Source organism: Streptomyces chlorus (genome assembly GCF_042655885.1).
Taxonomy (GTDB): domain Bacteria; phylum Actinomycetota; class Actinomycetes; order Streptomycetales; family Streptomycetaceae; genus Streptomyces; species Streptomyces chlorus.
On sequence record NZ_JBHSOA010000044.1, the window covers coordinates 102,307 to 115,451 of the forward strand.

General features: G+C 71.9%; 12 protein-coding genes. 1 reads left to right on the forward strand and 11 read right to left on the reverse strand.

Annotation, left to right across the window (positions count from 1 at the left end; genetic code table 11):
• Window positions 1-287: 287 nt before the first annotated feature.
• The 6 genes from ACFPZI_RS21475 to ACFPZI_RS21500 all read right to left on the reverse strand — a co-directional run bounded on the left by ACFPZI_RS21475 (window position 288) and on the right by ACFPZI_RS21500 (window position 5,507).
• The gene (locus ACFPZI_RS21475) at window positions 288-2,048 is read right to left on the reverse strand and encodes a PP2C family protein-serine/threonine phosphatase (RefSeq protein ID WP_381365296.1); all 1,761 of its coding nucleotides are present in this window, start codon (window positions 2,046-2,048) and stop codon (window positions 288-290) included.
• Window positions 2,045-3,121: a SpoIIE family protein phosphatase gene (locus ACFPZI_RS21480; RefSeq protein WP_381365299.1), complete on the reverse strand. Its 1,077-nt coding sequence runs from the start codon at window positions 3,119-3,121 to the stop codon at window positions 2,045-2,047. Before ACFPZI_RS21480 ends, ACFPZI_RS21475 begins: the two co-directional genes overlap by 4 nt.
• Complete coding sequence (locus ACFPZI_RS21485) at window positions 3,121-3,561, reverse strand: anti-sigma regulatory factor (RefSeq protein WP_381365302.1); 441 nt, start codon at window positions 3,559-3,561, stop codon at window positions 3,121-3,123. Before ACFPZI_RS21485 ends, ACFPZI_RS21480 begins: the two co-directional genes overlap by 1 nt.
• The gene (locus ACFPZI_RS21490) at window positions 3,561-3,980 is read right to left on the reverse strand and encodes an STAS domain-containing protein (RefSeq protein ID WP_381365304.1); all 420 of its coding nucleotides are present in this window, start codon (window positions 3,978-3,980) and stop codon (window positions 3,561-3,563) included. Before ACFPZI_RS21490 ends, ACFPZI_RS21485 begins: the two co-directional genes overlap by 1 nt.
• On the reverse strand, window positions 3,977-4,876 hold the full coding sequence (locus ACFPZI_RS21495; protein ID WP_381365307.1) for an STAS domain-containing protein: 900 nt from the start codon (window positions 4,874-4,876) through the stop codon (window positions 3,977-3,979). Before ACFPZI_RS21495 ends, ACFPZI_RS21490 begins: the two co-directional genes overlap by 4 nt.
• A gap of 223 nt (window positions 4,877-5,099) precedes the next feature.
• Window positions 5,100-5,507 carry an STAS domain-containing protein gene (locus tag ACFPZI_RS21500; protein WP_381365310.1) on the reverse strand — a complete coding sequence of 136 codons (408 nt, stop codon included), beginning with the start codon at window positions 5,505-5,507 and terminating at the stop codon, window positions 5,100-5,102.
• A 264-nt stretch (window positions 5,508-5,771) separates the two neighbouring features.
• Between ACFPZI_RS21500 and ACFPZI_RS21505 the strand changes: the two genes are divergently transcribed.
• Window positions 5,772-6,176, forward strand: a complete 405-nt coding sequence (locus ACFPZI_RS21505) for a PRC-barrel domain-containing protein (protein WP_381365313.1) — start codon at window positions 5,772-5,774, stop codon at window positions 6,174-6,176.
• A gap of 82 nt (window positions 6,177-6,258) precedes the next feature.
• Here the strand turns inward: ACFPZI_RS21505 and ACFPZI_RS21510 are convergent, their stop codons facing one another.
• From ACFPZI_RS21510 to ACFPZI_RS21530, 5 genes are all read right to left on the reverse strand, one after another.
• On the reverse strand, window positions 6,259-6,693 hold the full coding sequence (locus tag ACFPZI_RS21510; RefSeq protein ID WP_381365316.1) for an ATP-binding protein: 435 nt from the start codon (window positions 6,691-6,693) through the stop codon (window positions 6,259-6,261).
• Between the two features lie 148 nt (window positions 6,694-6,841).
• Window positions 6,842-8,746 (reverse strand): AMP-dependent synthetase/ligase, encoded by a 1,905-nt coding sequence (locus ACFPZI_RS21515; protein WP_381365319.1) that lies wholly within the window; start codon window positions 8,744-8,746, stop codon window positions 6,842-6,844.
• A gap of 275 nt (window positions 8,747-9,021) precedes the next feature.
• On the reverse strand, window positions 9,022-11,247 hold the full coding sequence (glgB, locus tag ACFPZI_RS21520) for a 1,4-alpha-glucan branching enzyme (protein ID WP_381365322.1): 2,226 nt from the start codon (window positions 11,245-11,247) through the stop codon (window positions 9,022-9,024).
• A gap of 3 nt (window positions 11,248-11,250) precedes the next feature.
• Window positions 11,251-12,609 carry a maltokinase N-terminal cap-like domain-containing protein gene (locus ACFPZI_RS21525; RefSeq protein WP_381365325.1) on the reverse strand — a complete coding sequence of 453 codons (1,359 nt, stop codon included), beginning with the start codon at window positions 12,607-12,609 and terminating at the stop codon, window positions 11,251-11,253.
• A 28-nt stretch (window positions 12,610-12,637) separates the two neighbouring features.
• On the reverse strand, window positions 12,638-13,145 hold a 508-nt coding region (locus ACFPZI_RS21530), incomplete at its 5' end, for an alpha-glucosidase C-terminal domain-containing protein (protein WP_381365327.1).

Consider the following 13,145-nt stretch of genomic DNA (forward strand, 5'->3'; position numbering starts at 1 on the left):
CTCCGCCCGGTCCGTTTCGAATGCCGAGGCCCCTTCACCTGCCCTTGGATCGGCTGCCTTGCACCTCCTTGATCGCAACGCATCGCGATCGCGGCAACGCTCCACGCCGGGTCCGGACGCCGATCCGGCATGCGCACACGTTCAGCACCACGATGCCCGCACCGGCGCCGGAGCGCACCGGGAGAACCGTGGTGCGGGTCGGTCCGTGTGTTCCGGCGCCCCTGCGGTGGGTGCCCCGCCGTCCGGCGGGTACACCTGACCGGTGACCTGTAGGAGGCGGCCGGCGATCAGCCCTGCAGATGGCAGAGCAGCAGACAGACATCGTCGTCGCGCTCGGAGTCGCTGAGGAGAGGGTTCAGGATCCGGTCCGCCGCGTCCTCCAGGCCCGTGTCGAGCTCCGCGGGGCCGAACGAGCCGAGCGAGGCCGAGAGCCGTTCGATGCCCGGATCGATGCCCTCGGCACGTCGTTCGACCAGTCCGTCCGTGTAGAGCGCCAGCGTCGAGCCGGGCGCCACCTGCTCGGTGTGGTCGGCGATCTCCTGCTCCAGCGGGATGCCGAGCATCGCGCCCGGCTTGGCGTCCAGGGTGCGCACCCGCCCGTCGGGCAGCCGCAGCACCGGAGGCGGATGCCCCGCGGCGGCCCACGTCAGCGTGGACTCGTCCGGGTGGAACCGGGCGATGACCGCTGTGGCGTACAGATTCGGCTGGAGCTGGTGCAGGAACTTGTGCAGCCGGGTCAGCAGCCGGCCGGGGCTGCCGTCGTCGACGGCATAGGCGCGCAGCGCGGTGCGCAACTGGCTCATCATGACCGCCGCGTGCAGCCCGTGCCCGGTCACGTCGCCGATGACCGCGATCAGACTCCCGTCCGGCCGGTGGAAGGCGTCGTACCAGTCGCCCCCGACGTTCATGCCGTGGGTGGCCGGCAGGTACCGTGCGGCCAGACTCAGCCCCGGCGTCGTGGGCAGTTCGGTGAGCAGGGCGCGCTGCAACGTCTCGGCGATGTCCCGGTTGTGCTCGAAACGGCGGGCGTTGTCGATGGCGATACCGGCCCTGCGGGTGAGTTCGAGCAGCATCACCGTGTCGTCCGGATCCCAGCGCTCATCGGGCGGCGAGAGCGTGAGCACGCCCAGCGGCGCCCGGTGCGTCAGCAGCGGGACGCACAGCAGGGGCCGGTCGGGGTGGAGCACGGAGGGCGGCTGGTCGTCCACGCCGCGCAGCCCGCCGGGATGGTCGGCGGCGTACTGCGGCCGTCCGGTGCGGGCCGCGCGCACCGTCGCGGCCGGACGGGGCAGGGGGCGGTGCGGATCGTCCTCCTCGTCGAACAGCCATACGTTGACGTGGGCCGCGTACCGCGGCACCAGCAGGTCGGGCAGTCGGCGCACGATCTCGCCGTGGTTCAGCGAGGTGTTCAGCACGGCGCTGGCGTCCGCCAGGAAGGTCAGCCTGCGGCGGGCGTTCTCCGCCTCGTTGCGCGCCAGGCGCTCGGCGGCGAAGGCCTCCCGCTGGGCGCGGCCCGCCGCGTCGAGCTCGGCGTGCAGGGCCAGGACGCCCTGGTTGGTCTGGTGCAGCTCCTCCCGGTGGAAGGCGACCAGCGCCTCCTGCTCGGCGAGCAGGTCGAGCACCAGGGCGGTGTCCGCGTCGGCGCTCATCAGCGCCCGGGACAGGGCCGCCGGATCGTCGCCGGGCACCATGTCGCTGTCGCTGTCGCTGTCGCTGTCGCTGTCGCTGTCGCCGGTGCCGCCCGGCCGGTCCGCCAGGGGCAACGGGATCGTCGTCTCCCATGGTGTTCCTTCTCCGGCAGCGGACGCGTCCGGCGGGGGCGCCAGTACGGCGTGCAGCTCACCCTCGCCGCTGTCCGTGCCACGCACCCCGAGGGTGAGCCACCAGGTGCCGCCCTCGGCGAGGCACTGCCGCATCCGGGCGCCGAGCGCCGCGGCCCATCGGGCCCGCTCGACGGCCGGAATCCCGTGACGGGCGGCGAGCCGGGCGGCTGCCGCACGCGCGGCTGCCGCATCGGTCACGCTGTCGATCTGCCATGCGTTCGTCATGGATGGTCCGGTGGTGAGGAGGTCATGACGGCCACCGCGGTGTCGTCCCGCACGGGGCGGGCGGCGCTTCCCGCGTCACGGACCGCCACGGCGGCCGTCACGGCCGGGTCGGCTGCCGCCGTACCCGGGTCCGACGGCGGGGTCCAGCGGCTGGGGAGGCCGTCGGTGTGAAGGAACAGTACGCTGTCGGCGGACCACGCGAACTCGTCCTCGCGCACGGTGCCGGGCCGGTGGACCCCGACGATGCCGGGCCTGGAGAGCAGGGCCCGCCACCGGTCGCCCTCCCGCATCCGGGCCCCGATGTTGCCGATCCCGGCGAACCACAGCCGCCCGGACCGGGCGTCCAGCTGGGCCACCGCGACGGCCGCGCCCCGGGTGGCGCCCAGCTCCGTATGCAGCAGGCGCAGCATCTCGGCGGGACCGAGATGAGGCCGGCCGCGCACCGCGTCCACCGCGGCGGTCGAGGCGCGGGCCGCCTCGGGGCCGTGGCCCAGCCCGTCGGCCAGCATCAGGGTGTGCCGGTCCCCGGACCTGACCCAGGTCCAGGCGTCCCCCGAGTGATCGGCCCCTGCGTAGGGGACATTGACCCCGCCGGCCCGGATCACCGGCACCTGCGGACCGCCGTCCCGACCGCCCCCGCAGGGCGCCGGGGAAGTGCCGTGCCCCACGCGGGCCACCGCCACCGTGCCCCGGCCGAGGACGCTGTGCAGGCCGAAGTCGTCCGAGAGCCGTCGGCAGGTGCCGAGGCCCGCGCCCAGCGAGCGGGTCGTGCTGAACCCGTCCCGCAGCGCCCCGGCCACATCGGCGATCCCGGGCCCGTGGTCGATCGCCGCGATCTGTACGACCCGCGCCTGCCCGCCCTCGCGCAGCACCGGAGGCTCCACCACGTCGACGAGCACCTCACCGTCCCGCGCGTGCTTGAGGAGATTGGTGGCGAGCTCCGTGGCCACCAGGGACACGGCCGCGGTGCCCCGCTCGTCGAGACCGGCCAGGGCCGCCGCGTCCTCGGCGGCGACGCGGACGTCCCGTACGCGGGTGGAGTCCCGCACCGGCACGTCCCAGACGCGGGGCATCAGACCTCCTCCCGCGCCCGGGGCGGCCGGTTCACCCACGAGGTCACCCGCACCGTGGTTCCCGACCCTGTCGCACTCTCGACCTCGAACTCGTGCACAAGGCGCCGGGCACCGCCCAGGCCCATCCCCAGCCCGTTGCCGGAGGTGAAGCCGTCACTGAGCGCGCGGTCGAGGTCGGGAATGCCCGGCCCGGTGTCACTGAACGTCAGCCGCAGCCCGCGGCCGAACCCGGCGGTCACCGTGGCGGCGTCCATCTGTCCGCCCCCGCCGTGCACCAGGGTGTTGCGTGCCAGCTCGCTGGCCGCGGTGACCAGCTTCGTCTGGTCCACCAGGCCGAAGCCGAGCAGGGCGGCTGCCTGCCGCACATGCTGGCGCACCCACACCAGGTCCATGTCCGAACGGATGGGCAGGCATGCCTCGATCTCCGAGGCGGTGGGCATCACGCACGCTCCCGGCGCATACCGCCCACGCGCGTCAGCACGACGGGCTGCTCGAGCAGTGCCATCGCCGCCTGGGTGTCGAGCGCGGTACGCAGCCCCGGCAGCGTCAGTCCCAGTTCCACCAGCGTGATGGCGACCGCGGGCCGCATCCCGGCCACCACGGTCCGCGCGGCGAGCAGCGAGGCCTGCGCCGCGATCTCGGCGAGCACCCGCCCGAGAAAGGAGTCGACGATCTCCACGCCGGAGATGTCGATCACCACCCCCGTGACCCCGGCGCTCACAATGGTCTCCGCCAGGTCCTGCTGGAGCTGCTGAGCCGTACTGTCGTGCAGGTCGCCCTGGAGGGTCACCAAGAGAATGTCGCCAAGCCTCAGCACCGGCACGTGTCCCGCTTCGGGGCGGGAGTACGCCTCGCTCACCGGCGGACCGCACTGCCGGCCGCGGGACTCGAGACAGCGACTCCCAGCTCGTGCAGGCAGTAGCCCAGCGCGTCGGCGAGGCTCGCCCGGGTGAGTACGGAGCCGAGGTCGAGGCCCAGGTGGACCATGGTCTGCGCGATCGCCGGGCGGATACCGGAGACGACGCACTCCGCGCCCATCAGCCGGGCCGCCGCGACCGTCTTCATCAGGTGCTGCGCCACCAGCGAGTCGACCGTCGGCACCCCGGTGATGTCGAGGATCGCGAACCGCGCGTGCTGGTCGACCACCGCGTTCAGCAGCGTCTCCATCACGACCTGACTGCGGGCGCTGTCGAGTGTCCCGATCAGCGGGACCGCGACGATCCCGTCCCACAGCCTGATGACCGGCGTCGCCACCTCCAGCAGCTGCAGACGCTGCCGGTCGATGAGTGCCTGTCCCTCGCTCAGCGCCGTCTGCATGGCCACCACACGCAGGGTACCCATGAGCGTGCTCAGCGTGGTCGTGCAGGCCCGCAGCTCCTCGGCCGATATCTCCTCCAGTTCGGCGGCGAGGAGCTTGTCGACCGGCGGCCACAGGGCGGCCAGCTCGTTCGACACCTGCGTGGTGGACAGCCCCGCCCGGGAGCGGGACGAACTCATCCGAGCCAACTGCTCCCGCACACCGGTGAATCCGGCGGCGTCCGAGTCCTCGACCCGCTGCGCGTCGGCGACTTGGACCAGGGCGTCGACAATTGCCTTGCCGGCCTCGACCGCTTCGTCGCGCGAGAGGGTGAACACCGTACGGAACAGGGGTTCGTCCGCCCACCGCTGCGCGATCTGCTCGCGCCTGCGCCGCAGGAAGTCCCTGACCTCGAGCGTCGGCGCTCCCAGCGGTCCGTCCGCTTCGTGCTCAGGCACCTGCGTCTCCTCGTCGTCGTTTCCGCACCGATACCGCGCCGGGTCACGAAAGGGTGCCGAGACCTGGCCGGACGACCACTCTAACGACGCTCCGGGCCCGTGCGGCATCTCGTGCCGGAGTCGGGATTTCGCAGGCGGCGGGCGCCGCGCGCCGGGCACCGCCGCCCGCGCGAGAGCCGCGGAGGTCCGACGCGATGGTGCACCGGGCCTCCCCGGACTCGGCTCAGGACTTCGGTCGTCCTGGTTTTGGCCGTGGTGATGCGCCGGGCGTGCCGTCCACCCGCTCCAGCGCCTCCTCGGCGCTTCGGGACACCGGGACCGTGATGCTCACGCCGGTCAGGTCCAGGATGCGGCGCACCGCGGGCGCGGGGGAGATGATGTGCACGCTGCCCGGCAGTTCCCGGGCTTCCTGGTAGACGCGCAGGACGATGTTCATTCCGGACGAGTCCATGAAGGGGACCGCCGCCAGGTCCAGCAGGAAGTGCCGACGCCCGTGATGGAGCTGGTTGGCCAGGTGATGCTGGAACTCGGTCGCGGTGTCGGCGTCCAGGTCGCCCTGCACCGTGAGCAGGGTGACATCCTCCCGGACCACGGTCACCTCCACGGACAGCGGGTTCAGGGCCATGGACACACATACCTCCCACATCGAGCCGACGGCCGGGTCCGGCCGCACGGGCAGCCGCCTACCCCGGGAGCACCACGTCATGCCGGTCAGTCCGCGCAGGTCCGATGGATGAGACTTTCGGAACAAGTCTGGACCTGTGCAGGTTTTGTGTCTTCGCCGGCCGAATGCGCCCGCTCCATGCGGGTAGTTGGCTGCTGTGGAGACGGGTGGAGCCGGAGAGCGAATCCCGCCCGCTCCGGGATCGTCACCAGCAGGGAGACAAGGAGCAGCGTGCCCACGGACAGCATCTGGTCATACGCGCCGGAGCCGGGTCCCGCCCAGGGGCAGGATCCGGACCTCACGGGATACACCGTCGTTGCGAGCGACGGCAACACCATCGGTCATGTGGACCGGCAGGCCGACCATCACGCCATGCGGCACCTGGTCGTCGACACGGGCGTCTGGGTGTTCGGCCGGAGTCTCCTCGTACCGGTCGGCGTCGTCACCGCCGTCGACACCGGTGAGCGGAAGATCACCGTGTCCTGTACCAGGCCCGAGGTGAAGGCCGCGCCCCGGTTCAGGACCGACAGCGAGACCATGGACCCGGGCTACCTCACGACGGTCGGCGACTACTACTGGTCGCTGAAACGGCCCGGGCCCCCGCCCAGGCACGCTCCCGGCACCCCGGCCGGATGACCGTCGCCCGGTGATCCCCGTACCGGACGCCGGCCGGCACCGTACGGAGCCCGGCGCGGGCGGTCACCGGGGCAGGTGGCTGTCACCAGGGCAGGAACACATGGATGTCCTTGCCGTCGGCGGTGCCGACCACGCTGACCTGATCGCACAGTGTGTGGATCAGATGCCAGCCGATCCCTCCCCCGCCGCGGCTCGGACTGAAGGGCCGGGGCGCAGGCTCGGTGGTGCTCGTGTCGTGCATCACCACATGCACCCCGTCGAACGTCCTGCGCAGCCGCATCCGGAACGGTCCCGGCGCGTACTGGACCGCGTTGGCGGCGAGTTCCGTGACCACCAGGAGGATGTCGTCCCAGTGCTCCGGGGCCGTCGGCGGGGAGATGCGGGCCAGGTCGAAGAGAAACCCCTCCGCCACCAGGCGTGCGTCGGTGACATCGTGCAGCTCCCCGGGGAAGCCGACGACGCGTTCCGTGATCTCCTCTGCGGCCAGTGACCTGTCCCTGTGCGGCTCGGATGCCATGTCGCCTTCCCTGCCCCGGCTACCACGGGCCAGTCGTTCAAGTACCGTGCGTTCCTTCGTTCTCCTGGTCTGTGGGTTCCCGGGTCGCCGGACCCTACGCGCCCGTATCCGAGTGAGCCGGGGGTGACGGGCACGTCACCCCCGGCGGTCAGCGGAAGACGTTGTCCGAGTCGTCCCAGACCGACGGCTCCTCCGGCACCGGCTCCCGCTCCGGACGCGAACGGGAGTGGTACATCGCGTCGATCTCCAGGGCGTAGCGCTGCACGATCTCGTCCCGGCGCAGCTTCATCGACGGTGTCAGCAGCCCGTTGCTCACGTCGAACGGCTCCGGCAGCACCCGGAACACCCGGATCGACTCCGAACGCGACACGCTGCTGTTCGCCGCGGCGACCGCCCTCGCGATCTCCTCACGCAACGCGTTCTCCTCCCGGGCCTCGCGCGTGGGCGCGTCGCCCGGCAGCGAAAGCGCCCCGCACCAGTGCGTGAGGAACTCCGGGTCCAGCGTGATCAGAGCCCCCACACAGGGCCGGTCGTCGCCCACCACGACGGCCTGGTGGATGAGTGGGTGCATCCGCAGGCGTTGTTCCAGGGCCGCGGGCGCGACACTTTTGCCGCTGCTGGTGATGATGATGTCCTTCTTGCGGCCGGTGATCGTCAGATAGCCCTCCGAGTCCAACCGGCCGATGTCCCCCGTGGCCAGCCAGCCACCGGCCAGTGCGGTCAGGGTGGCGGCCTCGTCGCCCCCATAGCCCTGGAACACCGACGGCCCGCGCACCAGGATCTCCCCGTCGTCGGCGACCCGGATCTCGTTGCCCGGCAGCGCCCGCCCGACGGTGCCGGACTTCTCCCGGCCGAGCGGCTGCATCGTCACTCCGCCGCTGGTCTCGGTGAGCCCGTAGCCGTCGTGGACGTAGATGCCGATGCCCTCGTAGAAGAGGGACAGATCGCGGCTGAGTGTCGAGCCGCCCGAGGTGGCCCTGCGCACCCGGCCGCCCAGCGCGGCCCGCAGCCTGCGGTACACCGTCCGCTCGTACAGGGCGTGCTGCAGCCGCAGGTCGAAGCCGGGCCCCGGGCCCCGGCCCAGCCGCTGCCGCTCCACGGCGGCGGCGAAGTCACGGGCCGTGTCGGCGGCCCGCTCGAACAGGGCCCCGCGGCCCGCCTGCTGCGAGGCGCGCAGAAAGTTCTTGTAGATCTTCTCCAGCAGCGAGGGGACCGCGTACAGATAGGTGGGCCTCAGGGTGCGCAGGGCCGAGGACAGGGCCTCCGAGCCGAGATCGGGCTCGTGCCCCATCAGCAGGCCGCCCCGCACACACAGACCCTGGATCATCAGCCCGTACACATGGGAGAACGGCAGGAAGGCGAGGACCACGCCCTGCTCGCCCGGCTCCGCCACTGTCCGGGACCAGCCCTCCAGCAGGGTGTCGCAGGGGGCGGCCAGGTTGCGGTGGCTCAGCGCGCAGCCCATCGCCTGCCCCGAGGTGCCGGACGTGTAGGCGATCACGGCCGTGGAGTCCGGCAGCACGATCCGGCGCAGCGAGTCGACCGTGGCCGGCGGTATGTACTCGCCGCGCGCCACCAGCTGGTCCAGCGCACCCGAGTCCAGCTGCCAGACGTGCCGCAGTCGCGGCAGCGCGGCGCACACGGACCCGACAGTCATCACACCCTGCTCGTCCTCGACCACCACGGCCACGCATCCGGAGTCCCTGAGAATCCACTCCACCTGCTCCCGCGACGAGGTCGGATAGATGGGGACGACCTCGGCGCCCACGGTCCACAGCGCGTAGCACAGGACCGTCCACTCGTAACGGGTCCGCGCCATGATCGCCACGCGGTTGCCCGGGGACAGCCCGGAGGCGACCAGTCCCTTGGCCAGGTCGACGACCTGGTCGCGGAACTCCAGCGCGGTGACCTCCTCCCAGGACGCGGAGGCCGGGTCGGCGCGGCGGGCGAGCATCGGCAGATTCGGGCTCTCGGCCGCCGTCTCGAAGAGGCTGTCCGCGAGGCCGCCCGTCAGGGGTGAGGCGGCCTGGGGAGCGAGAGCGAGGTCGCGCATGCACTGCTCCTGACATGTACGGGCTGTGACTCGGCCGACGAGCGGAGTCATCGGCGGTGCCTGAATGTAGCCGAGCCCGAGCGTTCCGGGGCCGGATCACCGGAACTGTGGCCACACTGATGATCATGTCACCCCGGTGGCCCGAGCCTGCCCGTACATTTTGCCCGTATTCCCTGCCCGCGCCTTCCGCCCCGGCATTGCGCCGGTACGCACCGTACCCGCGCCGGTCGCCGTCCGGACGCGGGTACAGGGCGGGGGCGGGAGGACCGCCGGGCTCACAGGTCGTGCGGCACCAGCCACACCGTCGCGAGGGGCGGGAGGGTGATGCCGACGCTGCCGTCCTCGGGCTTGACCGGATCAGGATTGGTGACGTCACCGCCGCCGTAGCGGGCCGCGTCCGTGTTGAGGACCTCCCGCCAGGCGACCACGTCGTCGGGCACCCCGAGCCGGTGGTCGTGCCGGACGACGGGGGAGAAGTTCGACACCGAGAGCAGCGGCCGGCCCCCGGTGTCGTACCGCAGGAACGCGAGCACGTTGTCCTCGGCCGCGTCCACCGACACCCAGCGGAAACCGGCCGGATCGGTGTCCCGCTGCCACAGCGCGTCCGTCGCTCGGTAGCGGGCGTTGAGGTCGCGCACCAGGTCCTGTACGCCGCGGTGGTCGCCCGCGGAGTGGTACGCGTCGTCCAGCAGCCACCACTCCGGGCCGTGCTCCTGGGACCACTCGGCGCCCTGCGCGAACTCCTGCCCCATGAACAGCAGTTGCTTGCCGGGATGGGCCCACATGAAGCCGAGATAGGCCCGGGTGTTCGCCCGCCGCTGCCACCAGTCTCCGGGCATCTTCGACACGAGGGCCTGCTTGCCGTGCACGACCTCGTCGTGGGAGATCGGCAGCACGTAGTTCTCGCTGTATGCGTACACCATCGAGAACGTCATCTCGTGGTGGTGGTACGTGCGGTGGACCGGCTCGTGGCTCATGTACTGCAGCGAGTCGTGCATCCAGCCCATGTTCCACTTCAGGCCGAACCCCAGGCCGCCGATGTCGGTGGGCCGGGTCACCCCGCCCCACGCGGTCGACTCCTCCGCGATCGTCACCACTCCCGGGCACCTCCGGTACACGGTGGCGTTCATCTCCTGCAGGAACGCCATCGCCGCCAGGTCCTCCCGGCCGCCGTGCGCATTGGGCTCCCACTGGCCGGAGTCCCGCGAGTAGTCCAGGTAGAGCATCGAGGCGACGGCGTCCACCCGCAGCCCGTCGATGTGGAACTCCTGGCACCAGTACACGGCGTTGGCGACCAGGAAGTTGCGTACCTCGGTCCGGGCGAAGTCGAACGTGTACGTCCCCCAGTCCGGGTGCTCCGCCCGCCGGGCGTCCCCCGGCTCGTACAACGGGTCCCCGTCGAACCGGGCCAGCGCCCAGTCGTCCTTCGGGAAGTGGGCCGGCACCCAGTCCATGATCACGCCGATCCCGGCCCGGTGCAGGGCGTCGACCAGGTACTTGAAGTCGTCCGGGGTGCCGAGGCGGGCCGTGGGCGCGTAGAAACCGGTGACCTGGTAGCCCCAGGACGGGCCGTAGGGATGCTCGGCGACCGGCATCAGCTCGACATGGGTGAAGCCGAGGTCCTTGACGTAGGCCGGCAGCTCCTCGGCAAGCTCGCGATACGTCAGGCCCGGCCGCCAGGACGGCAGATGGACCTCGTACACCGAGAAAGGCGCCTCGTGAACGGGCACCTGGGCGCGGTGCTCCAGCCACTCGGCGTCGTCCCACGTATAGTGCGAGGCCGTCACGATCGACGCGGTGTTCGGCGGTTCCTCCGCGCGGCGCGCCATCGGATCGGCCTTGAGGGTCCGCCCGCCGTACCGGGAGTGCACCTCGAACTTGTAGCGGGCGCCCTCGCCGATCCCCGGCAGGAACAACTCCCATACGCCGGACGAGCCGAGCGAGCGCATCGGGAACGCCGTGCCGTCCCAGCAGGTGAAGTCGCCCGCCACCCGGACGCCCTGCGCGTTCGGCGCCCACACGGTGAAGCGGGTGCCGGTCGCTCCCTGGTGGGTCATGGGATGCGCGCCGAGCACCGTCCACAGCTCCTCGTGGCGCCCCTCGCCGATCAGATGGAGATCCAGTTCGCCGAGCGAGGGCAGCATCCGGTACGGATCGTGCACCTCGGCGGCGTCCTCGTCGCCGTACGCCACCGCCAGCGTGTACGCGGGGACCGCGTCCAGCGGCAGCACCCCGGAGAAGAGGCCGTCGCCCTCCGAGACGAGCGGGGTGCGCTCACCGCCGGTGACCACACTCACCGTGCGTGCGAACGGCCGCAGCGCCCGGAAGGCGATGCCGCCCGGCACCGGGTGGGCGCCGAGCAGCGCGTGCGGATCGTGGTGGGCGCCCGCCAGCAGGCGCCCCCGGTCGACGGGATCGAGGGCAGGTGCGGTCCCGTACGTCTGTGGGGCGGACGGGACGGACCCGGCCGACTCGGGAAGCGGGGTGTCGTGCAGGGCCACGGCTCAGTCTCCTCTCACGGCGAGGCGCTCGATCGCCGCCATGGGTACGGGCAGCCAGTCGGGTCGGTGCCGGGCCTCGTACAGCACCTCGTACACGGCCCGGTCCGTCTCATAGGCGCGGAGCAGGCCGTGCTTCTTGCGCGGGTCCCAGCCGGCGCGGGCCGCGTAGCCCGCGCAGTAGGCCTCGCGACAGCGGCGCGCCCACTCCGGGCGCCAGGGGCGGCGCTGGCGGGCTGCGTAGTCGAACGAGCGCAGCATCCCGGCGATGTCCCGCAGGGGGGAGTGGGCGCTGCGCCGTTCGGAGAGCGGCCGGGACGGCTCGCCCTCGAAGTCGATGACGAACCAGTCGCGTCCGGCCCGCAGCACCTGCCCGAGGTGCAGGTCGCCGTGGATGCGCTGGGCGGGCGGCCCTGGATCGCAGTTCGCGAGCGCGGCGAACGCCGCCTTCAGACCGGACACGAACGGCTGGAGCACGGGTACGGAGTGTGCGGCGGCCGTCAGACGCTCGGTCATCCCCTCCGCCGTCAGTCCGTTCTCCCCGGGGCCGCCGACAGGGAAGGCCGCGCCGAGTGCCAGATGCACGTCCGCGGTGGCCCGGCCGAGGGCGTGCGACTGCGCGGTGAAGTCGTCACCGGCGGCCAGCGCCTCCAGGGCCAGCGTCCAGCCGTCGGAGGCATCGCGCAGGAACGGCTGGAGGACGCCGAGCGTCGCCTTGAACGGATGCGTGGTGCGCAGCCAGGCCACCGGGGCGGGCACCCGGTGGCAGCCCTGCCGTGCCAGCGCGCCCGGCACCTCCAGATCCGGGTTGACCCCGGGCTGGATCCGCCGGAAGACCTTCAGGATGAACTCGTCGCCGTACACCAGCGAGGAGTTGGACTGCTCGGCGTCCAGCAGCCGCGGCACCAGCCCGGTCGGCACCCGCTGGGCCGCGTCACCCTCGAACCGCAGCGGGCCCACCACGCCGGGGTGCCGCAGCCGTTCCAGCAGCAGCTGCGCCGACCGCGGGTCGTGGAGCGCGTCGTAGACCGTGCGCCCGGCAAGCGGCCCGTCCTGCACCCTGCCGATGACCGCCCGGCCCAGGCGCGGCGAAGGGTGCTCCCGTACGCCGAGGAGGAGCTGGTAGCAGTCCCCGGCCCAGGGAGTGTTCCCGGGAGAGGGCACTCCGCCGTGGCCGGCGTGGACCAGCAGATGCAGACAGCCGGGGAACAGCTCCGTCATCGACAGCACATGGAGGTCGGTGATGGGCCGGTCCTTGCCGGCGAACCAGCGCTGCTCCGGCAGCCACTCGCGCAGCAGCCCGGCGAACGACTCCATGGGTTCGGCGGCCGCGCTTCGCGGGCGCAGGAATGCGGTCTTCGTCATGGTGACGCCTCCTCTCGTCGGCGCACGGTCACAGTCGCCGGTCGACGCGGGTGCGGGACGCGGCCCGGGTGAGCCGGAACCAGTAGAAGCCGTGGCCCCCGAGGGTCAGCAGATACGGCAGTTCGCCGATGGCGGGGAAGCGGACCCCGCCGAACAGCTCGACCGGGTGGCGGCCGTCGAAGGCGCGCAGGTCGAGCTCGGTGGGTTGGGAGAAGCGCGAGAAGTTGTGGACGCAGAGCACCAGGTCGTCCTCGTACTCCCGCAGGAAGGCGAGGACGGCGGGGTTGGAGGAGGGGAGTTCGGTGTAGGTGCCGAGGCCGAAGGCGCGGTTCTGCTTGCGGATCTCGATCATCCGGCGGGTCCAGTGCAGCAGCGACGACGGGGAGGCCATGGACGCCTCGACGTTGGTGACCTGGTAGCCGTAAACCGGGTCCATGATCACCGGGAGAAAGAGCTGTCCGGGGTCGGAGGAGGAGAAGCCGGCGTTGCGGTCGGGGGTCCACTGCATGGGGGTGCGGACGGCGTCGCGGTCGCCG